Genomic DNA, 21309 nt, shown 5'->3' with positions numbered 1-21309 from the left:
CATATTTTTACTATGGATAGCGGAAGTGAATGTAGCAGATTTTGTATTTTAAATAAAATGGCTTTGGAAGCAGCACGGCGCTATGTATATTACTATATTTGAGAAGGGTTAATATTGACAAGAGCGTAAAAATGATACATAGTTATTTCATCATTAATATAGCGCAAGAGGTTCATTGGCGTTTTGTCTACTCTGTTTAGCTGAGCGTATTTCTCAGTCGCTTCAGGAGGTGTCTGGTGGCACACACTAATTTGCTGACGCGCAAGAGCAGAACCACGATGGCATGCCTCTCTCTGCTCATGCTGCTCTCTCTCTTGTTTGTTGCTTGTGGTGGTAGCACCACAAGCAAAAGCAACAAAAGCACATCCTTGACGATGCTGGCGAATGCCGGCGGAGATTACACACGGAATTTCAACCCTTACTCATCCAGCGTGATCAGCGGCACACCGGGTATGATCTATGAGACGTTGTTGTATTTTAATCGCCTCAATGGCGACATTAAACCCTGGCTGGCCCAGAGCTATGACCTTGCCAGCGATGCTACGAGCATTACCTTCCACCTGCGCAAAGATGTAAAGTGGTCGGATGGTCAGCCCTTTACTAGCGATGATGTCGTATTTACCCTCAATCTGATCAAGCAGAACCCCTCGATTGATGTCAGTGGTATCTCGTCTCGCTTCAAAGACGTTGTCGCGCCCGATAGTAGCACCGTGACGGTGACCTTGAACGCACCCTACTATCCCATTATCTGGTATCTAGGTGGACAGACCTATATTCTACCCAAGCATGTCTGGTCTGCTGTGAAGGGAGATCCGTCACAGTATGCCGATCCTAATCCCGTTGGCACCGGTCCCTTTGTGCTGAAATCCTTCACGCCTCAGTTGGTGACCCTGAGCAAGAATTCCAGGTTCTGGAAACCTGGTAAACCCGAGGTAAGCGAACTAAAGATTCCAGCTTATAACTCCAATACCAGTGCTGAACTGGCTCTTCAAAAGGGCGAGATCGACTGGACCAACCTCTATATTCCCGATATTGAGAAAACATACATCAAGCTCGATCCAGTGCATAATCATTACTGGTTCCCTTCCAGTGACGTGGTCATGCTCTTCATGAACATCACAAAGTACCCCTTCAACCAGCTCCCGGTGCGCCAGGCGATCAGCGATGCTATCAATCGTGACCAGTTGAATAAGGTTGGCGAGAGTGGCTATGAACCCGCCGCCAGTCCGACGCTGATCCTTCCCGCCAATAAAGACTATACGGCGCCTGAGTATGGCGGGCTGTCCTTTTCGGTGGATGCCGCGAAGGCACAACAGCTATTGGAGAGCGCTGGCTTTAGCAAGGGTGGAGACGGCATATATGCCGACAAACAGGGGAAGAAGCTGACCTTCAACCTCAATGTTGTCAGCGGCTATACCGATTGGATTACTGATTGTCAGCTTATAGCGAGTAATTTGCAGGCTATCGGCATTAAGGTGACGGTCAATACCATCGCCTTTGATGCATACTACGATGCCTTGCAGAAGGGCAACTATGACCTGGCGATGCTCTGGACCAATCCCGGCCCGACCCCCTACTACATCTTTGATGGTTTGCTCAGGAGCACTAATAGCGCGCCCAATGGCCAGGCCGCACCCTCGAACTATGAGCGCTGGAACGATCCCCATACGGATAAATTGCTGGATCAATATGCCTCATCGACCGATCCCAACGCGCAGAAACAGGCCATTCAGGCCTTGCAGAAGATCATGGTCGAGCAACTGCCCAGCATTCCCCTGACCAATGAGCCGTACTGGTATCAATACAGTACTAAGAAGTTCACGGGCTGGCCTGACGCGCAGCATCCCTATGCGGCCCCTGGCACGGCCACCTATCCAGATATCGAGTATGTTGTGCTTAACCTGCACCCGGTTGAGTAGGCATTTCGAGCTTATGGACGCTATATCAACATAGCGTTTACATACCGGGTTGGGTCGCTGATGGCCGCTCAGCCCGGTCCCCTATTGGTAGTGTTCTCTGCATGTGACAAGGCTTTTTGTATGGTGATTTTTTCATCTAGAAGGGGGCAGGCATGCGCCATATGCTTCGCCGTATTATCTTCTACATCCTGGCCCTGTGGGCATCGGTCACGCTCAATTTTCTCATTCCACATCTCTCGCCAGGCAATCCAGCCAGCGCTATGATGTCACGCATGCGTGGTAAGTTGTCGCCGCAGGCCCAGCACGCATTGGAGATCTCTCTGGGCGTCAACCATGACTCGCTCTGGTCGCAGTATGGACAATACATAAATAATCTGATGCATGGAAATCTAGGGACGTCCATTACCTACCTGCCAACTCCAGTCTCTGAGGTAATCATGCAAGAGTTGCCCTGGACGCTGGTTCTGGTGGGGACGGCCCTCGTTATCAGCTTTGTTATTGGCACATTACTGGGCATCATTGTTGTTTGGCGGCGTGGCTCGCTGATGGATGTGGTACTCTCGCCCTTCTTTACTTTTATCTCGGCAATCCCCTATTTCTGGCTAGCACTGGTGCTGCTCTATGTGCTTGGCTCTCAGCTGAACTGGTTTCCCATTCATGGCGGCTATGACTCGGACGTAGCCGATCCAGGCTGGAACCTCGATTTTATCCTGAGCGCGGCCTGGTATGCCGTTCTCCCTGCCTTGACGATTATTATTGGCTCGCTAGCTGGCTGGCTGCTGGGTATGCGTAATGCCATGGTTACGACGCTGGCCGAGGACTACGTGCTGATGGCGGAGGCCAAAGGTCTCTCGCCCTGGCGGGTCATGTTCTCCTATGCCGCCCGCAACGCCATTTTACCCAATATTACTGCCTTTGCGCTCTCGCTGGGATTTGTCGTTAGCGGCTCGCTTTTGACCGAGATTGTCTTCTCCTATCCTGGGATTGGCTTTGCCATCTTGCAGGCGGTGGATAACCTGGATTACGCGCTCTTGCAGGGAATTTTCCTGGTAATTACGGTGGCCGTGCTGGCGGCGAATCTCATGGCGGATGCGCTCTATGTTGTGCTCGACCCACGTGTGCGCATAAGTAGAAGCTAGAGAGGGAAATGTATATGCAGGTAACAACGAGTGAAACAGCGGCCGGACCCTCGGCTCGAAGCTTGCGCTTGAGTGACCTCTGGCGCCTACTGACGCAGAATCGCAAGGTAAGTTTTGGCCTGATTGTGTTGGGCTTCTTCTTACTCCTGGCGATTGTGGGACCTCTCATTGTGCCGCAGGATCCCAATGCCTTTAGCCCGGATCGCCTGGCACCGCCTTCAGCCTCCCACTGGCTGGGAACAACCCAGACAGGACAGGATGTGTTGGCACAGGTGATTGTCGGGACGCGTATCTCCGTCTTCATGGGCATAGCTATTGGTGTTATGACCATGCTTATTTCTATCGTGATTGGGCTGGCCTCAGGCTATTATGGTGGTTGGGTAGATGAAATTCTCTCAATGATCACGAATATCTTTCTCGTGCTCCCTACCCTGCCCCTGGCGATCCTGCTGGCGGCTTTTATTGCCTATAAAGGACCATTGACCATCGTTATCGTGCTCACGGTTACCGGCTGGTCCTGGGGGGCACGTGTCCTGCGCGCTCAGACGCTCTCGATGCGCAGTCGTGAGTGTATAGAATCAGCGCGTGCCAGTGGTGAGAGCGACTGGCGCATTATTTTTTATGAGATCTTGCCTAATGAGATCGCCATTGTGGCCGCGCAACTGCTGGGTACCATTATCTACGCTATTCTTGCGGAGACAGGTCTGGAGTTCCTGGGCCTGGGCGATATCACGGCTGTGAGCTGGGGAACGATGCTCTACTGGGCTGGGAACAACGATGCTCTGTTACTGGGTGCATGGTGGTGGTTTCTGCCGCCGGGCCTCTGTATCGCCCTGCTGGGTGCGGGCCTCACCTTTATCAACTTTGGCATTGACGAGATCGCCAATCCACGCCTGCGAGGCAAAAGAAAACAGAAGAGGCTAGAGAACGATAAGAGGCCTGCCACGCCGCCCGAGCTCAATGAGGCACAAATTCCAGTTGAGCAGGCATAACACGACTTCTGGGGGAACGCACAAATTTCGGTAGGGACCAGCTTTAGCGCGTCCGAAGGCGATTAATCGCACTTCGGCGCTAGCCAAAAACGTTTCCAAGGAACATGCTCTGTTAACTATTCCATGTATATCAGCAAAATAACGGCTTATGCCGAACTGCCATAAATGGCGTTCGGACACGCTAAAGCTGGTCCCTACCGAGAATGTGATGTCTTTAGCAGAGGCATAGCATGCTTTGGTAAAGCGTAGAGATAAGCATAGGAAAAGGCCTTGCCACCTCGCGGCAAGGCCTGAAAGAGAGGAAATGCTTTTTTCTAAACTAGAAATCACAAGCTAGAAATCACAAGCTAGAAGGCTCCAGTTCCATTGGGTGTACCCAGGCCAGTGGGCCCATCGTAACCGGTACCGGCTGTGCAGAGGTAGGAACCGCCGCAACTGCCATTGCTGCCACTGGTTACATCAAAGAGACTGCCGGTATGACTGTAGAGAGAAGAAGCGGCGTTGACGCTGCTGGCGTTGCCGGCCAGAGCATAAACGCTAGCGATAATGGGCGAAGAAACGCTGGTACCGCCGAAGACGAGCCAGCCGCTAACGTGATAGGTATCATAGACGGAGACGCCAGTGTTTGGATCGGCAACCGCCGATACATCGGCGACGGTGCGCCTGGAGCAGCCGCTATCGGTCTGCCAGCTTGGCTTGGAGATGTAGGCGCTGCATCCGCTGCCTGCGCCGTTCCAGGCCGTCTCAGCCCAGCCACGGCTATTGCTGCTCTTGCTGAGCGAGGTACCACCAACCGCAACAACGGTGTTGTAGGCTGCGGGAACCTGTGCACCATAGCCGCTATCACCAGAGCTGGCGGTGATAATATGGCCGGGATGGTTGTAGTACGAGGCGTAGGACGATTCGCCGCTGGACTCGCTGCCACCGTAGCTATTGCTGACGGTATTAGCGCCCAGGCTAATAGCTGTGTTTACAGCTGTGCCCAGGTTGGTGAATGAAGAGCTTTTGGCCTCGACCAGCAGGATGTGGCAGTTGGGGCAGATAGCGCTGACCATGTCCAGGTCGAGGGAGATCTCCTCAGCCCAGCCACTATTGGCGCGAGGATACGAGGTTCCGCCAGTTTGGTTGACCTTCCTGAAGCAGCCATTAGCTGTGGTACAGGCGGGGAGACCAAACTTTGAGCGATAGACGGCCAGGTCTGACTCTGCGTTAGGATCGTCGTAAGCATCGACGATGGCGACGGTTTGCCCGCTGCCCGCGCTGGCAGATGGCAGTTTGTACGCTGACTGAAGATCGGCAGGATTGTAACCGGAGGGACTACTAGCATTGGGCTTCACGCCGTTGGTGCTGGCATCAATCTGGATGGCGTTACATTGCGCGAGGTCAACCACTTTGATGCCACAGACACTATGGAAGCGAAGCTTGGATGGGTGCTGCTGAGCAAATACGTTATTAGAGTTAAAGCTGAGCAGCATGAGGGAAAGTAGGGTTGCGATGCTGAGGAGACTGATAAGCCTTTTCAATGTGCCTTCCTTTCGCTAATGCGAATTCCTCTTTCGACAAGAGAGCGCTATTGTGGGTGAGCACTTTTCTTGCCTGCGAAACGTCCTTTTTCGCGTGAAGAATGCACAAACAAAATGCTAAAGAGGTTCTTTAGAAGAAATGGCACATAAAAGCCGCGAGGTGGCTTCTATGTCTGGCACAAACATTTCCTCTCCTAAGAAAAGGCACAAAATACTCGATGTAGTAATTGAGATATTACTACAAGGAATTGTGTCCTAGGAAGAAGTATAAACATATATTGATTATTGTCAAGGAAAAAGTGTTAAAGGGATTAACCTGACTCTAATCTTTTTTAACAGATGCAAGAAGTCGTCATGTAGTTTATGAGGGCTTACGTACAATACGTAAGCCCTCATAAACTACATGAGCAAGTATGTGCTAGGCACTCCAGTCCAGTTTGCGGTTGACGAACCAGAAGGCAATGATGGTGAGACCAGCCATGACGCCTATATCGATGAGGAGCTGGCTGGTGATGGGTCCTAATAAGACCTGTCGCAAGGCCGAGGCCGCGTAAGTTGCCGGACTAAAGCGGCCAATGAAGATCAGAAGGGGCGGGAGGTGATCGGGTGGAATGACCACGGGACCGAGGGCAAGTAGCACCAGCGTCAGGATATAGCTGAAGGCGTTAGCGGTCTCGGGCGTGCTCATACGAGCACCTATCAGCGCTCCAATGGCGGAGAAAGGCAGTGTACACAGGGGCAGCACGATGAGCAGCAAGGGACTGATCTGGAGGTGTACGCCCAGGATCAGCGTGCCGCCGATGATCGTTACCAGGAGCGAGGGGAGCGAGAGGAGGAGGAACGCCGCCAGGATCGCCACAATCAGGATATAGCGTCGGACGGGAAGGGTCGCGAAATAGTCGAGTGTTCCATGCTCGCGCATAAAGAAGACATGCCCGTTCACGTTATTCATGTTGTTGAAGAGGAGTGCCAGGACGATATTGCCGACCAGGACATAGCTCAGCGAGAGGGAGCCAGAATCACGGGCGAAGGTGCCAAGAGCCGTAGTGCTCAGTAACGGTGAGATCATGCCCAGGGTGATAAGCGAGCGCCAGGACCAGCGCCAGTTGGTCAACTCGATCAGGAACACATCGAGAAATTGCGTGAGCAGTGAGGGCGCGCGGCGCTCACCGGGCAGCGTTTGTGGTGGCTGGATGTTTTGTGACATAGTGCAGGTAAATATCCTCCAGTGTCGCGGAATACAGGTGGAAGTCGTCAATAGTATGCAGGGGAAGGGTATCAATGACCGCTCCAGCCTCGTGGCGCTCTAAGAGCACGAGCCAGCGCCCAGGCGCGAGTTCGTTGTATTGCAGATGTGCTGGCAGTGGTGGCGGAGACTCAGCCGGAAAGAAGAGCTCCAGGCGCATCTTCTCGCCGACCTCGCGCTTAAGCTCAGCCAGGGGACCCATAGCCACGAAACTGCCCTGGCGCATGATGCCCACGCGTTGTACGATCTTCTCGGCCTCGATGGCATCGTGTGTGATAAAGATAATTGTCGTGCCATACGCGCTATTCAGGTGGCGCAGCACATCCCAGACCAGCTTGCGCTTCTGGGGATCGAGATCGTTTGTGGGTTCATCGAGGATCAGAATGGGCGGACGCGCGGCGGTGGCGACGGCGAGGCGCAGGATACGCTTCTGCCCGCCTGAGAGCCTGGGGCTATATTTATCGTGCAACTCCTCAATCTGCCAGAGCTTGAGCAACTCGTCGCGCTCGCGGCGTGCATCGGTGCGGCTCATTCCGCGCAAATGGGCCGTAAAGTAGAGGGCCTCGCTCACACTCATATTATTGAGGGCCTCGCTATCCTGGGGCATATAGCCAACATATTGCGCGATGAGATAGGGATGCTGACGAATATCCCTGCCATAGAGCGTGATCTGGCCCGAAGTGCTGCGTTGCAGGTTAACCATCTGGCGTACTAGCGTCGTCTTGCCCGCGCCATTGCTGCCCAGAATACCAAAGATCTCACCCTGCTCAATCGCCAGATTAATATCCTTATTCGCTGGCTGCTCCTGCCCCGGATACTGCTTGACCAGGTCACGAACAACATATACTGAATCACTCATACATATTAATTCCATTCTTAATGGTCGACATTATTATTACACGCGGGACTGACGGCGCATGACGCGTAGGGTTTTCCAGAAGATACACGCAGAGAAACCCACTGTCAAGCGGGGCAGGTATATTTGTATACTGGCCGCAAAAAGCCTTTGACATTCAGGTCAAGTCTGGCTAGCTGGATTGCGGGTGACGCCCGCAATCCAGCTAGCCAGACTTTTTACCCCTGAGCACCGCAGGCGTGAAGGCATAAACAGTCAGCAAGTGGTGTGAGCAAACTCACAGAAAATTTATGAAGTGACGCATTGAGGCGCGTGAACGTTTAATACATACTATGTATTAGTGATTCATTATGTTTCTTTGAATACTTTTTCCTCTTATCGTTCGTGTTGATACCTGAAGGTTTTCTGATCCTACCGGTTGTTTATTGGGGGGTATGAAATGACAAATTTAAATTATGGTGGCTCCAATGCTAAACATGCTATATATGTTCTTTTGATCGCTTTTACCGTTGCTGTATTGTTTGGTTCTCTTTTGTTCTTCTTCTAGTTACGACTCAGCGTCTGCGACGCTTCGCAAAAGTGTACAATGTGGGGTGGCAATGCCGAGGTATTGCCACCCCACATCATATGCTAAACGAGCTATGATGTAGAGCTAACAGTTTTTGTCTGTGTTCTTCTTTCTTCTTAGATACAGCTATTCCTTGACAAAGTATTTCCTGAGATGTTAAAACAATATATAACAATAAGTTTTAATATATATTGCTGCTGGTTATAATAGATGAAAGGACGCATCTATGGAGAAAGTACGACGCCTGCTGTGGAACATAGGCCTGGTGCCAAACAAGGAGACGTTTATTTTTGTAGGTATTGCCCTGGTAAGTTGTTTAGCGACTCTTGTCTGTGGAATTCTACTCGCTATCACACACGATCTCTTGTTTGGAAGCCTGATTGTATTGGTGTCGCTTCCAGCGTTTATTATCTCGTTTGGAGGCTCTTACCGTCTCATGAACTGGACTCTCTCGAGTAAAGAAGAGCGCGCAAGCATAGAGAAAGAAATGACTGTGCAGCTTTTGCGTAGCTGGAATCAGGCCCAGTCAGAGAAAGAGGATACGTCAGAGCGAGAGTGATAAGGAAATGACGATATAGGGAGAGCTATGTTGATTGGCTAAGAAACCCTGCCTTAAAGATCAGTTGCGTAGAGGCGAGGCAAGGGAAGATTGGGGTTGAAGCAAGGCACGAGGCGCCCTGTTATATTCATCAACTAGAAAAGGGCGTCCAGGGTCTTCCAACCGAGATACCTGTTCTATCTATGCCTCTTTGAGGCGAAGCGTGAGGCCGTACCAGGTAGGATGCTTGTCACTGCTGGAGTGGTAGCCTCGCTGTGTAAGTTCAACGCGAAACTGGCCAAGCAGCGCCGGATGCGGCTCGCCCTGCCATACTCGTTTGTAGTATGCGCGGAAATTGGCGAAGAGCTGGGCATCCTCAATGCTTTGTTGCTCTTCCAATATGCAGCATTCTTGCAAGAATTGCTCTACAACATTCGCAAATGTAGAGGGTGTCTTTGGTAACTGATCTATATCCATGTGTTTTATCGCTATACTCATCAATGTCTCTCTCTTGTTCAGTTGATAAGGCTGAACTACAAGTAGCTAAAAGCAAGCTATTAGTATTCATTGTACCTGAGTGTAAGCTTTTATTCACTACCGGGTATGGATAGGAGCCTTACCGTTCTCTGTTTGCTCAGGCGAATAATTCTCAGCTTGATACAAAGGAACCTGATACTTTACGCTTAGACAAGAGAAACACTGGTAAGCAAGCATAAAACAGATGCACTGGCATTGAGTCTGCTCCTCACAGAATAGCCTCTGTTACTAGAGTATACGTTGTGGCGTGCTACAACGCTTCTCTGGTTGCACTCAATACTCCCCTCTTTTTATTTCTGAAGCATTCTAGTGGTATGCTAGAGTGATGGATTGAAAAAACGAGAGCGAAAGGTTGTATTTATTTTATGAGCACAACCCAATTTCAAGAGGTCATTACCTCTGAGGAAGAACTGCGCGAGCTGTTAGGTTTCCCAAGCGAGTTGGTGGTGCGCAAACAGCTCTCCACGCTGGATAGCCACTGCCGTAATTTTATCGCTCACTCTCCCTTTCTGCTGCTTGGTACGGCGAGCGCTGATGGGCACTACGATGTCTCACCGCGTGGTGATGCCCCCGGTTTCGTCCAGGTGTTGGATGAGAAGACGCTGCTCATTCCTGAGCGCCCCGGGAATCGCAGGCTCGACTCCTTGCGCAACATCCTCCAGACCTCGGCGGCTGGCCTGCTCTTCCTGATTCCAGGCGTTGAGGAGATACTTCGCGTGAATGGGCGCGCGCAGATTATTCGTGATCGCACACTGCTCAAAGGGATGGAGGCCCAGGGGAAGCTTCCGCTCGCCGCCATCGCACTTGAGGTTGAAGAGTGCTTCATGCACTGCGCCAAGGCGGCCAAACGCTCACATATCTGGGATCCTACTACCTGGCCTGAGCGCTCGGTTATCCCCTCCCTGGGACGAATTCTGGTAGAGCAGATTCATCCCGCGAACACCTCTGTTGCAGACATGGATGCCTACCTGGAGGAAAGCTACCGCAAGCGCCTGTATTAGTAAGATGTGTAGCGCCGTGTTACAGCCAATATGATGTAGGTTGCGTGCGATTGGCTGTAGCAAAAGCGCATCTGGACGGCTATCATTATCTTTGACATATGCAAATTAGAATGGAGTCATAACTGGATGGATACAGCGGACCAGGCGCGCGTGGTGCGGCAGGAGCCCTCAACTGATTTTTCTCGGCAGAATGAGAGTACGGTCAGGAAGGTTGCCTCTCCCACTCGGCGTTCACCACTGATTGTGGCTGTGGCCCTCTTCTATATTCTGCTCTGGGGTTCGGCCTTTATCGCCACCAAGGTTGGCGTGAGCTATAGCCCGCCGCTGACCTTTCTCGCGATACGCTTTCTGGTGGCCGCGCTGCTGATGGCGCTGATGGCGTGTGCTTGGCGTGTGCCCTGGCCGCGTGGCTGGGCCGCCTGGGGACGCCTCTCCCTCTTTGGTCTGCTCAATTGTACCCTCTACCTGGGCTGTAACTATGAGGCGCTGCGCTCCCTCTCGGCGGGTATGGGCTCGATTATCGCGGCGACAAATCCGCTGCTGCTGACCCTGGTTGCGCCTTTTGTGCTGCGTGAGCGCTTGACATGGTGGCGTGTCCTGGGACTTCTCCTGGGCTTTGGCGGCGTCCTCTTTGTCATGGGAGCCAGGCTGAATGGCAATGGGCAGCTCGATACTGTGGGTGGTATGCTCATCTCCTTTATTGGCGTCATTGGACTGGTTGCGGCTACGCTTTTTTACAAGCGCTATCCTCCACGCGAGCACGCCTTTGTCGTCAACACTGTGCAACTGGGGGCTGCTGGCCTCGCGTTGCTGATACCAGCCTTGCTCTTTGAGCATCCTGAACAGTTTACCCTGAACGCGCCACTGATCGAGTCTTTCCTTTACCTCGTGCTGGTGATTAGCATTGGGGCCTCGCTGCTCTGGTTCTGGCTCCTGCGGCGAGGTGAGGCCAGCGTGGTCAGCGCCTACTACTTCTTGACGCCGATAGCGGGCCTGGCCCTGGCAGCCCTCCTGCTGGGCGAACCCTTCACACTGCGCGACGCCCTGGGCCTGGTCGCGGTTGCCGCCGGCATCGCCCTGATTAACCGCCCGGTACGCGCACGTGACTAAACATAGGTGCCACGTTCGCGGCGCGCCGCGAACGTGGCACCTATATTGCATGAAAAACATTGATCACATGTATCAGAGGTTACTCTGCCAGCAGGTGGCGCTTGGTGAGATCTAGCATCTGAGCCTCGAACTCAGCGAGCAGGGTAGCTTTGCGCTCGGTGGGGAGGAAGCTGTAGCGTATCCCATTTAATAGGAGCGTATTGATGGTAGCCACTTCGAGCTGGAAGGCGCTGTGGAGCAGGCCTATCTCGTGGTTGAGCGTCGTATTAAAGAGTGGTGGATCGTCGGTATTGACCATGACGGGAATGCCTGCGTCCATCAATTTGAGTAAGGGATGATGCGCGTAATCGGGATAGACGCCCAGGCAGATATTGCTGGTTGGATTGACCTCCAGGGGAATCTGGTGCTCGGCGAGGTGGGTCAGCAGGCTCTCATCCTCGGCTGAGCGTACACCATGCCCGATGCGTTCAGCACCCAGGACCTTCACCGCGCCCCAGACGCTCTCGGGACCCGCGATCTCGCCCGCGTGAGGATCGCTATGCAGGCCAGCAGCGCGTGCCTCATTAAACCAGCGCTCGAACCACTCAGGAGGATGACCAACCTCGTTGCCGCCCAGGCCGAGAGCTACCACCCCGTCGCGCATCCCTTCTTTTGCCACCTTGACGGTGTAGTCGGCACGCTCAGAGACGCCTGGCTCGTTGCACAGATTGCGCACAATATCAAAGACCCAGTTGATCTCGACGCCAAAATCCTGGCGCGCCCGCTCCCGGCCGCGTGTCAGGCCCGCGAAATAGGTGTCAAAGGGCACGCCCAGGGTAAAGGCATGTGTGCAGGGCGAAAAGGTCACTTCGGCATAGCGCACGTTCTGTTGCGCCATCGTCTCGCCAAACTCATAAGCAATCAGCTCATAGTCCTCGGCCTGCTTCAGGCAGTTCGAAATAGCCAGGTAAATCTCAATAAAGTGCTTGAAATCACGATATTTAAACCACTGCTGAAGCTCCTCCACGCTCTTACCCGGCAAGGATGCTCCATTGCGCTGCGCCAGCTTTAACAGCGTATCGGGACGGACCGCGCCCTCCAGGTGGACATGCAGTTCCGCCTTCGGTGCCTCCCGTAAATACTGTTCTATCGACATACATCTCTCCCAATGCTGAATAAACATAGTCTCATTGATCTCTCATACAGTGTATGAGGTTCTAGCGAGAGATGCAAATTGTAGGGTCCAAGCCAGCTTGGACTCTACAACTTATTGCTACGCAGCCTTGATCGCGCTTTGCTCTTTTGCCTGTCTTCCGATGCGCGAGGTGAGCAGAATAAACGCGAGCGCGAAGACCTGCAAGCCTGCTTCCCCCGCCTGCTAGACGCGGCTTTGCATGCTTACTACACGACGATGGCGTAGGACGCTACTGGCGTACGCGGCTACTGGGGGTCTGTCTTCTTGCATGGGCGTGGGGCCTACTTAGTTGCCCTCTCCCTTGTGTTTTTTCTTATTGCCGTTGTCATTACCCTTGTTGTTTCCACCTCCACTGGTTGGGGTTGGAGGTGGTGTGACAGATTTCGTGGGCGTGGGTGGGGGAGACGTGGGAGTGGCGCTCCAGGTGCCGGTGTCGCAGGTGGTGCTCTGAGTCTGGGGACAGTAACTGCCGGCGAGATGTCCATCGGAGTAGACCTGGCCCTTGAAGAGGAGCGTTCCGCTATTGCTGGCGACATTGAACTGGAGAGTGTGATCGATAGCGGTTGTGCCCTCAATGTGCAGGGAGCCGGGTTGGCCTGCCATGGACAGGGTTCCGTTGAAGCTAGCGCCGTGTTGCTGTACCTGGCTCAGGGTGAGCGCGGTGTGATGGATAGATGTTTTTGGGTTCATTGTTCCGGTGTAGTAGTTGGCGAGGGCGCTGTATATCGAGGGCGCGCTGGTAGGTGTGATGGTTTGTGCGTGTGTATCCCTGGCCGTTGCCTGTTGGACTGTGGCGTAGATCATGGTGCCCAGGATGAGTGCCAGGACTACGACCAGGGTTAGGGCTGTCAGGCCGCGATGCACATTCCATTGACGCTCCTGGCTGGTTTTTGCCTGTGAGGATCGTTGTAGGGTGCGTGCTTGCGTGGCGACGCGTGAGATCGAGGAGTTTACGGGTGTGCCTAACATAATGGCTTCAGGCACGGACCGTTTACGCGTGGGTTGTTCGCCGATAGGTAGGGGGGTGTGGAGTGCCTGCCAGAAGTCACTGACGGAGGTGAAACGGTGCTGTGGCTCCATGGCCATGGCGCATTCGATGGCCTCCGCGATATGCTCAGGGAGGTTGGATGCCAGTTGCAGGACTGGTACGAGCGGATCGGCCTGGTGGGTGCTAATATGGGAGAGGCGTGTCAGGGCATCGGCGGGTACCTCGCCGGTCAGGAGGGTATAGTAGGTGGCGCCCAGGCTATAGATATCTGTCTGAGGACAGGTGCCGGTCATATATTGTTCCGGCGCGCTGTAGCCAGCGGAGCAGACGCGGTGAATGCTGGTCGTGCTATCCTGTTCGTATACCTTGGCGATGCCGAAATCGACCAGGACTGCTCCCTGGCCCGATGCTGGCATGATAATATTGGCGGGCTTGATATCACGATGAACGATGGATGGCGTTTGTCGGTGTAAATAGATAATGGCATCGACAATCGGCGTCATCATGGAGAAAACCTGCGCGGGCTTGAAGCGTTTCTCAGGCTGTTGCCTGCGCAGACTCTCCAGGTTGGGTCCAGCGATATAGCTCATTAAAATACCGGCGCGCATGCGCTGTGGATCTTCGACGATGCCGTAGAAGCGTGGAATGGCGTAGTGGTCGAGTTGCTCAAGCAGCTCGGCCTCAAGTTGTACGCTTTTCCATTCCGTCTTCTGGCGAATCGATACCTCTTTGAGCGCATAGACCTGGTCGTTGTCTTGGATATCTCGGACGCGATAGACAGACCCAAAGCCACCCTCTCCCAGCACTTCATCTACCATATAGCGCTCATAAAGGATATTTTCGGCTGGGAGATCAACGTACACAGTGGCTAGTCCTTTCCCTCATACATATCCTGGCAGCGTCTACTGCCCCATATTTTATTACGCGTGGTAAGCGCCAAAGGGAGACAAGGGCTTATTTCTGGGCCTCTTCCTCAAGCCAGCCATGTTCTTCGCGGAAATTCAGGCCCTGGTTAGCGGCCTCGGCGGCGCTCAAGTAGGGCAGGAGATGCCCGATCAGAGGCTGGTTCTCTTTGTAGCGCTGGAGATTATTCCAGGCGCACTCGTGCATAGCCTGGAGCGCGGCTCGTGGCTCGCCCAGGCGCTCCTCCAGGTAATCATGGATGTATACAGCGCGCTCTTGCTCGCTGGCTGAGAGGCGCTGGCGACCCAGGAGGCGCGAGAGGACAAAGAGGTCCGCGTCCTGTACCAGGCCCAGGTGCTCGCCCTGCAGCAGCAGGCGCAGGTTACGGGCCAGCCTGCTATCGAGAACGGCGACGTTGATCTCTGTATCGTCGCGCATCCCACGATTGTTGAGATTGGCGGACCCTACAGTTGACCAGAGGTCGTCGATGATAGCTACCTTGGCGTGTACGTAGATGGGGCGGTAATGTGTCTTACCATCAATCTGACCACTACTGCCGAGGCAGAAGGCCTCAAAACGCCCCTCCTCAAAGGCCCGGGGCGCCTCAGCGTGTAAGCGCTGTAGACCGGCGTCGCTGAAGGCGCGTCCAACATTGGGATGGTCGGGCAGGATGATACTAGCGAAGGCTCCACGCAGGAGCGCAGCCCCCAGGGTGCGTAGGTTTGTCTCCATGTCCGGGCTGTCAGAACCCATCAGGGGCAGGTCGACGCCGATAAAGGCGCGCAGCCAGAGATACTGGTTCTCCAGATAGGCGAAGCGCTGAATATTGCCCAGGGCCTTAGCGTAGACCTGCGCGATGTCTTGCAGACCGGAATCGGGATCAAAATCGTAGGTATGCTGTGGAATCGTGCGCACGACCTGGACCGTCTGCGTCCCCTGTATAGGTGAAGGCAAGGGGCGTTCTGGAATAGTAAAGCTGGTATCCAGACGCTGGCGAGCGACGACATCGTTCCAGCGCTGGCGGAAGTTAAGCTCTACATCCCCGGCGGCGCAGCCTTCAATGAGGGAGTGGACATCGTGCCATGGATGTGGCGTCTTCTGCTGTTCGTTGCGCCTGAGAGGAGTATTGAAGGCGTGCATGGGCGTGTCCCAGCGGTCATAATCACCCTGTTTCTCAATCAGAAGATCCACGCCACCCACAAAGGCATGTGTACCATCGATGACCGCCGTCTTCTGATGCAGCGACTCTACGGGATGGTGAACCAGGCCGCGCGCGCTATCATCCAGGATGCAGTGTACTCCAACCGCTTCAAGCTCCTGTTTTGTCTCAAGCGGTTGGTAGTGTGAAAAAGCCTCCTGGCTGTGCCAGAGGAGCACCTTTACCTCCACCCCCTTGCTGCGCGCGTAGCCCAGCACGGTCTGGACCGAGAGATTATGTGTCAGCCAGAACTGGATATCGGCCTCGGAGAAACCCTCGACGCGCAGCCCCTCGATTAATGCTGTTCGTTGGGGACTGCCATCGGATCCGCCGAGATAGTCATCTCCTCGCACCAACTCCATTTTAGCCGTCATACCCCAGTTGGCTAAATAGATGTATTTCTGTGCTTTGATACAGTAGCGACATATGGTCCACATCGCCTGCCTGCCGTCTACCAGGTAGGCCACATGCGAATCGTTAGCACGAACAGGCGTATCGCCCTGTGCCCACCAGTCCCGTTGTTGGGTATTGATATTTGCTTCTTGCGTCATAATTGCCACCTTCTACAAGCGTTTTGCCAGCATATATTACGCGTGTGCTAGACATAACTATATCTTTATTACTTATCGGGCAGAGATTTAGTTCTAGGTCGTCATTGTGCTATGCGATGAAAGAGATTTTATGTAAAAGTGACTGTTTTGTACCTTTTGCCGTAGAAGTAATGTAGCACCAAATAGCTGAAATTGCAAATTATGGGAACTAGCAACGCTTGACAGGACGATGTAGTATCGGTTACAAGTCAAGTGTGATTGATACTAATTGGCGATCTTGATACTTATCGTGCCTGAGTAGCAAATGAAAGTGAGCGACTGGCAGTCATGAGTATAAATGCGAATCTAGGAGATATTTTTAATGAGTCAGAGCGCCCGCAGTTTCACTTTACGCCACAGGCGAATTGGATGAATGATCCCAATGGCCTTGTCTATTACCAGGACGAGTATCACCTCTTTTACCAGTATCATCCTGGTGATATTGTCTGGGGACCAATGCATTGGGGACATGCCGTGAGCAGTGACCTGGTGCATTGGACATATCTCTCCATCGCGCTTTATCCCGATGAACAGGGAGATGCCTGGTCAGGGAGCGCTGTGGTTGACGCGAACAATACCAGTGGCATTTTTCCTGGTGGTTCAGGGCTGGCCGCCCTCTATACGGGTGCTCATACGGTGCCACAGCAGCAGTGCCTTGCCTATAGTAGTGATCGAGGTAGAACCTGGACGAAGTATAAGTACAATCCTGTCATCGCGAATCCAGGTGTGAGCGATTTTCGCGATCCCAAGGTCTTCTGGTATGCGTCAGAGCAGCGTTGGGTTATGGTGGTCGCGGGCGGCCAGGTTCGTTTCTACTCCTCGCCCGATTTAAAGAGCTGGCGCCTGGAGAGCCAGTTAGATGACCATACCGAGTGCCCCGACCTCTTTCCACTGGCGATAGATGGCGATCCCAACAAGCAGAAATGGGTACTGAGCCTCAGTGGGCGTTTCTACTATGTTGGTAGCTTTGATGGTCATATCTTCAGCAAAGAGTCTGATCTGTTGACGACTGATTATGGGTCAGACTTTTACGCGGCCCAGTCCTGGAGCAACATTGCCGCTAGCGATGGGCGATGTATCTGGATCGGGTGGATGGCTGATCTGAGCTATGCCCACGTTACTCCGGCCACATCCTGGCGTGGAACTATGTCTATACCGCGCAACCTGGAGCTGAAAACGACCCCGCAGGGCTTGCGGCTCGTGCAAATGCCCATACGAGAGCTGGAGCAACTGCGAAGCGAGCATGTACACCTGGATCGTAGCGAGCTCACGCCGGGAACAAACCTGCTTGCAGACATGAGGAGTGATACGCTGGATATTGTGGCCTCATTCCAGCCTGGGAGTGGCAGAGAGTTTGGTTTCAAGCTGCGTGTAGGCGGGGAAGAGCAGACCCTCGTCGGTTATGACACGCGAACCTCCAGGCTCTTCGTTGATCGTACTCAATCTGGTCGTAGCGATTTCAATAACAAGTTCGCGGCCAGGCATGAGGCTTCCCTGCTGTTGAAGAACAACATGCTTAAGTTGCGTATTCTGCTGGATCGTACCTCCATCGAGGTCTTTGCTAATGATGGAGAGGTCGTGATTAGTGACCTGATCTTTCCCAATGTCTCCAGCCAGGGCATCGAACTCTATACTAGCGGTGGCGAGACGATACTCCATTCCCTGGATCTGTATTACATGAGCTCCGCCTGGAAACGATAATTGCAACGTATAATAGGGGAGGTGCGCGATTAAGTGATCTGTTCACGAACTTCGGGAGCAAAAATATTATGCGTAGGTTGATTACTTGTGTTGGTGAATGCTTGATTGACTTTATGCCCTTGAGAGAGGGCCAGCATAGCCTGGGCTATGGCGTCGATTTTCGCATGTACGCGGGTGGCTCTATCTTTAATGTCGCGGTAGCCCTGGCGCGCCTGGAGCAGCCCACGGCCTTTGCTTGCAAAGTCGCAGATGACTATTTTGGACAGTATTTACGCACATATATGCAGCGTGAGCAGATCGACACGCGTTTTCTCGTCGAGGCGCCTGGTACGCACACGACGCTGGCCTTTGTCGCCGAGCAAGACGGCCATCCCACCTTTAGCTTTTATGGTGAGGGCGCGGCGGACGCGCTTCTCATGGCGAATGAAATTCCTGAAGCACTGTACATTGAGACACGTATCTTGCACTTTGGTTCCATTAGTCTGCTGCGTGGTAGTACGCCTCAGGCCGTGTTGTACATACTGGAGAAACTACGCGGGAAGGCGTTACTCTCCTTTGATCCTAATTTACGCCCCAACCTGGTGCAGGATGAGCGGGCGTATCGCGAACTACTCAGGCGGGCTTTCTCCCTGGCGGATATCGTCAAATGCAGCGATGCCGACCTGGAGTGGATCTATCCCGGGCTTGGCAATGAAGAGGCGCTCGCCGAGCTGTTGCGACAGGGACCCGCGCTCGCTGTCATCACCCAGGGAGGGCAGGGAGCCATAGCAGCGCGCATAGGTGGCCCAGTTGTGCGAGTTCCCGTATTTCCAGTAGAGATCACAGATACGGTGGGCGCAGGTGATTCCTTCTGCGCGGGCCTACTGGCGCGACTAAGCGAGCTTGGAATCGACGAGCGCGCTCGCCTGAAGAGCCTCACCCCGGAACAGTTGAGCCAGGTTTTGCGCTTCGCCTCAGGTGTATCCGCTCTCAACTGCACCAGGACAGGAGCTAATGCACCCCAGCGCGCGGAAGTCGAAGCCTTTTTGCGTAAGGCTTAGATCCTATGCGTTTCTATTGAAAAGACATAACAAGGCTCTAGAGCAAGAACTTATGCAGAGAAAGACGTTCTTGCTCTAGAGCCTTGTTATGTTGTAGGGATGAAGAATACCAGAGAGTTAGCGCTCTGTCCCGCGCCCTCCTCCAAAGAGGCGACTGATTACATTGCCAGCCTGCCCAATAATATTGCCGGAGTGCTTACGCGCCTGGTCTTGCACCACGTTCAGCGCTCCGCTTGCCATGTCTTTGGCCTGCTGTTCGAATCGCTGTCCACCTGGAACCTTCTTCGCGAAGTCGCCAATGACCTTGTCAATTCGCTCTTCCGCCACTTTGCGCGCGGAGTCTATCTGCTCATCAAACTGTCCTGGCTGCTCGTTTTCGGGCCGATGTGGATCTGTCATATGTATGTTCTCCTGCGAGAGGGCCTGTATGGATCTCCTGATCTACGCTGGTCGTTTACAGTTCTATTATAGACAGATGCTTATGCTTGACCTTTCGCGCCTGCGGCGCTCAAAAAGTAAGTAGTGTGGGGCGATTGGCGGGCATTCGCCCGCCAATCGCCCCACACTACTTACTAAGGAGGGAAACATGATGCTTATAGATTGGCGACTACCTGGAGTGGTGGCTGCTCTATGCCAAGCTGGTGGAGTTGTGGGTGGATCAGGTTGGCTTGTACCAGGAGATCGCGGTTGCTGAGAACGCGCTCAGGCGTACCATCGGTCAGGATGCGTCGCTCCTCGCCCAGGACGATGACGCGCTCTGCGATGATGGGCACAATATCTAGCTCGTGTGTTGAGGTAATGATTGTCTTGCCTGCCTGACCCAACTTGCGGATGAGGTTCACCAGGACCCACTTGGTGCGGGGATCGAGGGCCGCCGTAGGCTCATCAAGCAGGATGACATCGGGGCGGAGGGAAAGTACAGAGGCGATGGCGGCACGCTTCTTCTCACCACCTGATAGCTCGAAGGGGGCACGCCTGGCAAGGTGTGTGATCTCCATTTGCTCCAACGCCTCGTCGCAGCGCTCGCGTACCTCCGCAGACGAGAGGCCCAGCTGAAGCGGGCCAAAGGCGATGTCATCATAGACCGTCGCGCTAAAGAGCTGGATATCCGGGTCTTGAAAGACCAGGCCAACCTCGCGGTGAAAGGTGAAGGCCTCCTCGCCCGCCGCTACCGCCTTAATATCACGTTCGAGCATACGCATTGTGCCAGATGTAGGAGCGTAGATACCGTCCATGAGCTTGAGCAGGGTCGATTTGCCGCTACCGTTTGCTCCCAGGAGTGCTACCTGTTCGCCAGGGTAGATATCCAGGTCGACGCCAGCCAGGGCCATGCGCTGGCTGTGATATTTGTAGCATACATCACGTAAGTGAAAGAGTGGCTGCTGACGCGGCTGATCAGGCGAAATGCTCATAATATGTATCCTCCCACGAAAAAGATAATCAGCGCCAGGCCGGTTGCCAGCGAGAGCGCCATCCAATCATCGGTGCTCATGCGATAGTCCTGATGCGTGTGGATGGTTCCTGTGAAGCCGCGTGCCATCATTGCGGCATAGACATCATTGCTCATGCGAAACGAGCGATTCATCAAGACTCCCATTGAAGCGCTAATCCATTTGCGCTGTTCATTCCCGCTCAAGCGGCCCACGGTTCGGCTCTTGCGTGCCTCAAACATGCCATTGGCGGTGTGGAGAAAGAGAAAGATATAGCGATAGGTCATGGAAAGCAGCAGGGTAAAGACCTGGGGTACACGCAGGACCTGCAAGCTTTTTAGAATATCGGCCCAGGCCGTGGTGAGAATCAGAAGCACAGCCAGCGAGACGGAGACGCCCACACGTGCGATAAAAATCAAGCCATTCAGGATGCTGGCATAGGTTGGACCAAGGTGCCAGGTTCCCAGGGAGAGATCGAAGAGGCGTGGCCCGTTGGGTACCAGGAAGATCGCGGGGAGAATCACGATTCCCGCGAAGAAGGGAATGCCCAGCCAGACGCGGCGCACAAAGAAGTCGAAAGGAACCTGGCTACCCCGCGCCACCAGGAGTAGCACGAGGTAGAAGGCCAGTAACATGAAGAGCGAGTGCGATAGGCTAGCCGCCAGCACTGTCACCAGGAACATGCCCAGCTTTGCGCGTGGATCGAGCTTCTGGAGCCAGCCGGTCTTATGTGCATGCTCCTCCGTAAAGACGGCCCGCTCAATGGCCTCGGAGATGCCGCCAATGGTCTTCTCGATCCAGCCAAATTGCCGCCTGTGCTCTTTGTTGGTTGATTGATTGGTGTGTGAAAGCATAT

Annotated in this window: 18 protein-coding genes; 8 read left to right on the top strand and 10 right to left on the bottom strand. The window is 53.7% G+C overall.

Translation table 11 applies throughout. The features are described 5' to 3' along the window. Positions 1 to 236: 236 nt before the first annotated feature. The 3 genes from KTE_RS43350 (at position 237) to KTE_RS43340 (ending at position 4050) form a co-directional block, all read left to right on the top strand. Entirely contained in the window at positions 237 to 1919 is a 1683-nt protein-coding gene (locus tag KTE_RS43350; protein WP_201393205.1) for an ABC transporter substrate-binding protein, read from the top strand. 152 nt (positions 1920 to 2071) lie between these two features. Continuing rightward, a complete protein-coding gene (locus tag KTE_RS43345) occupies positions 2072 to 3058 on the top strand; it encodes an ABC transporter permease (protein WP_007919456.1) in 987 nt (328 codons plus the stop codon). 14 nt (positions 3059 to 3072) lie between these two features. Beyond that, complete coding sequence (locus tag KTE_RS43340) at positions 3073 to 4050, top strand: ABC transporter permease (RefSeq protein ID WP_201393203.1); 978 nt, start codon at positions 3073 to 3075, stop codon at positions 4048 to 4050. Between the two features lie 347 nt (positions 4051 to 4397). On the opposite strand, the gene KTE_RS43335 is transcribed toward KTE_RS43340, so the two are convergent. From KTE_RS43335 to KTE_RS43325, 3 genes are all read right to left on the bottom strand, one after another. Then, complete coding sequence (locus KTE_RS43335; protein WP_201393201.1) at positions 4398 to 5573, bottom strand: peptidase S8; 1176 nt, start codon at positions 5571 to 5573, stop codon at positions 4398 to 4400. A 418-nt stretch (positions 5574 to 5991) separates the two neighbouring features. After that, positions 5992 to 6780, bottom strand: a complete 789-nt coding sequence (locus KTE_RS43330; protein WP_201393199.1) for an ABC transporter permease — start codon at positions 6778 to 6780, stop codon at positions 5992 to 5994. Further along, positions 6740 to 7678 carry an ABC transporter ATP-binding protein gene (locus KTE_RS43325; protein WP_236600992.1) on the bottom strand — a complete coding sequence of 313 codons (939 nt, stop codon included), beginning with the start codon at positions 7676 to 7678 and terminating at the stop codon, positions 6740 to 6742. The genes KTE_RS43330 and KTE_RS43325 overlap by 41 nt, the downstream gene beginning before the upstream one ends. 791 nt (positions 7679 to 8469) lie before the next feature. Here KTE_RS43325 and KTE_RS43320 point away from each other — a divergent pair. Continuing rightward, the gene (locus tag KTE_RS43320) at positions 8470 to 8802 is read left to right on the top strand and encodes a hypothetical protein (protein WP_201393195.1); all 333 of its coding nucleotides are present in this window, start codon (positions 8470 to 8472) and stop codon (positions 8800 to 8802) included. Between the two features lie 180 nt (positions 8803 to 8982). Here KTE_RS43320 and KTE_RS43315 read toward each other — a convergent pair whose 3' ends face one another. Beyond that, entirely contained in the window at positions 8983 to 9279 is a 297-nt protein-coding gene (locus tag KTE_RS43315; protein WP_201393193.1) for a hypothetical protein, read from the bottom strand. A 404-nt stretch (positions 9280 to 9683) separates the two neighbouring features. Here KTE_RS43315 and KTE_RS43310 point away from each other — a divergent pair, with 404 nt between their 5' ends. Together KTE_RS43310 and KTE_RS43305 are read left to right on the top strand one after the other, a co-directional pair. Next, positions 9684 to 10319, top strand: a complete 636-nt coding sequence (locus KTE_RS43310; protein ID WP_201393191.1) for a pyridoxamine 5'-phosphate oxidase family protein — start codon at positions 9684 to 9686, stop codon at positions 10317 to 10319. Positions 10320 to 10445: 126 nt separating this feature from the next. Continuing rightward, complete coding sequence (locus KTE_RS43305) at positions 10446 to 11429, top strand: DMT family transporter (protein ID WP_201393189.1); 984 nt, start codon at positions 10446 to 10448, stop codon at positions 11427 to 11429. A gap of 79 nt (positions 11430 to 11508) precedes the next feature. On the opposite strand, the gene add is transcribed toward KTE_RS43305, so the two are convergent. The 3 genes from add to KTE_RS43290 all read right to left on the bottom strand — a co-directional run bounded on the left by add (position 11509) and on the right by KTE_RS43290 (position 16243). Then, positions 11509 to 12564, bottom strand: coding sequence for an adenosine deaminase (gene add, locus KTE_RS43300; protein ID WP_201393187.1), 1056 nt, complete (start codon positions 12562 to 12564; stop codon positions 11509 to 11511). A gap of 324 nt (positions 12565 to 12888) precedes the next feature. Continuing rightward, positions 12889 to 14454: a serine/threonine-protein kinase gene (locus tag KTE_RS43295; protein ID WP_201393185.1), complete on the bottom strand. Its 1566-nt coding sequence runs from the start codon at positions 14452 to 14454 to the stop codon at positions 12889 to 12891. 91 nt (positions 14455 to 14545) lie between these two features. Beyond that, the gene (locus tag KTE_RS43290) at positions 14546 to 16243 is read right to left on the bottom strand and encodes a phosphatidylserine/phosphatidylglycerophosphate/cardiolipin synthase family protein (RefSeq protein ID WP_201393183.1); all 1698 of its coding nucleotides are present in this window, start codon (positions 16241 to 16243) and stop codon (positions 14546 to 14548) included. A gap of 327 nt (positions 16244 to 16570) precedes the next feature. Between KTE_RS43290 and KTE_RS43285 the strand changes: the two genes are divergently transcribed. Both KTE_RS43285 and KTE_RS43280 read left to right on the top strand, forming a co-directional pair. After that, positions 16571 to 17983 carry a glycoside hydrolase family 32 protein gene (locus tag KTE_RS43285; RefSeq protein ID WP_201393181.1) on the top strand — a complete coding sequence of 471 codons (1413 nt, stop codon included), beginning with the start codon at positions 16571 to 16573 and terminating at the stop codon, positions 17981 to 17983. Positions 17984 to 18051: 68 nt separating this feature from the next. Beyond that, entirely contained in the window at positions 18052 to 19023 is a 972-nt protein-coding gene (locus KTE_RS43280) for a carbohydrate kinase (protein WP_201393179.1), read from the top strand. 117 nt (positions 19024 to 19140) lie between these two features. Here the strand turns inward: KTE_RS43280 and KTE_RS43275 are convergent, their stop codons facing one another. The 3 genes from KTE_RS43275 to cbiQ form a co-directional block, all read right to left on the bottom strand. Then, positions 19141 to 19422, bottom strand: a complete 282-nt coding sequence (locus KTE_RS43275; protein WP_201392394.1) for a hypothetical protein — start codon at positions 19420 to 19422, stop codon at positions 19141 to 19143. Between the two features lie 194 nt (positions 19423 to 19616). Beyond that, positions 19617 to 20435 (bottom strand): energy-coupling factor ABC transporter ATP-binding protein, encoded by an 819-nt coding sequence (locus KTE_RS43270; RefSeq protein WP_201393177.1) that lies wholly within the window; start codon positions 20433 to 20435, stop codon positions 19617 to 19619. Further along, positions 20432 to 21307: a cobalt ECF transporter T component CbiQ gene (gene cbiQ, locus KTE_RS43265; RefSeq protein ID WP_201393175.1), complete on the bottom strand. Its 876-nt coding sequence runs from the start codon at positions 21305 to 21307 to the stop codon at positions 20432 to 20434. Before cbiQ ends, KTE_RS43270 begins: the two co-directional genes overlap by 4 nt. Positions 21308 to 21309 lie beyond the last annotated feature (2 nt).

Origin of the sequence: Ktedonobacter sp. SOSP1-85 (assembly GCF_016587415.1) — a bacterium.
GTDB lineage: Bacteria > Chloroflexota > Ktedonobacteria > Ktedonobacterales > Ktedonobacteraceae > Ktedonobacter.
The sequence above is the reverse complement of the archived record's forward strand: the minus strand, read 5'-3'. Positions and strand labels throughout refer to the sequence as shown.

Coding starts and splice junctions, on each gene's coding strand:
- KTE_RS43330 (WP_201393199.1), bottom strand. CDS start 6,780: ATGTCACAAAACATCCAGCCACCACAAACGCTGCCCGGTGAGCGCCGC.
- KTE_RS43320 (WP_201393195.1), top strand. CDS start 8,470: ATGGAGAAAGTACGACGCCTGCTGTGGAACATAGGCCTGGTGCCAAAC.
- KTE_RS43310 (WP_201393191.1), top strand. CDS start 9,684: ATGAGCACAACCCAATTTCAAGAGGTCATTACCTCTGAGGAAGAACTG.
- KTE_RS43275 (WP_201392394.1), bottom strand. CDS start 19,422: ATGACAGATCCACATCGGCCCGAAAACGAGCAGCCAGGACAGTTTGAT.
- KTE_RS43345 (WP_007919456.1), top strand. CDS start 2,072: ATGCGCCATATGCTTCGCCGTATTATCTTCTACATCCTGGCCCTGTGG.
- KTE_RS43325 (WP_236600992.1), bottom strand. CDS start 7,678: ATGAGTGATTCAGTATATGTTGTTCGTGACCTGGTCAAGCAGTATCCG.
- KTE_RS43290 (WP_201393183.1), bottom strand. CDS start 16,243: ATGACGCAAGAAGCAAATATCAATACCCAACAACGGGACTGGTGGGCA.
- KTE_RS43305 (WP_201393189.1), top strand. CDS start 10,446: ATGGATACAGCGGACCAGGCGCGCGTGGTGCGGCAGGAGCCCTCAACT.
- KTE_RS43315 (WP_201393193.1), bottom strand. CDS start 9,279: ATGAGTATAGCGATAAAACACATGGATATAGATCAGTTACCAAAGACA.
- KTE_RS43270 (WP_201393177.1), bottom strand. CDS start 20,435: ATGAGCATTTCGCCTGATCAGCCGCGTCAGCAGCCACTCTTTCACTTA.
- cbiQ (WP_201393175.1), bottom strand. CDS start 21,307: ATGCTTTCACACACCAATCAATCAACCAACAAAGAGCACAGGCGGCAA.
- KTE_RS43280 (WP_201393179.1), top strand. CDS start 18,052: ATGCGTAGGTTGATTACTTGTGTTGGTGAATGCTTGATTGACTTTATG.
- KTE_RS43340 (WP_201393203.1), top strand. CDS start 3,073: ATGCAGGTAACAACGAGTGAAACAGCGGCCGGACCCTCGGCTCGAAGC.
- add (WP_201393187.1), bottom strand. CDS start 12,564: ATGTCGATAGAACAGTATTTACGGGAGGCACCGAAGGCGGAACTGCAT.
- KTE_RS43285 (WP_201393181.1), top strand. CDS start 16,571: ATGAGTATAAATGCGAATCTAGGAGATATTTTTAATGAGTCAGAGCGC.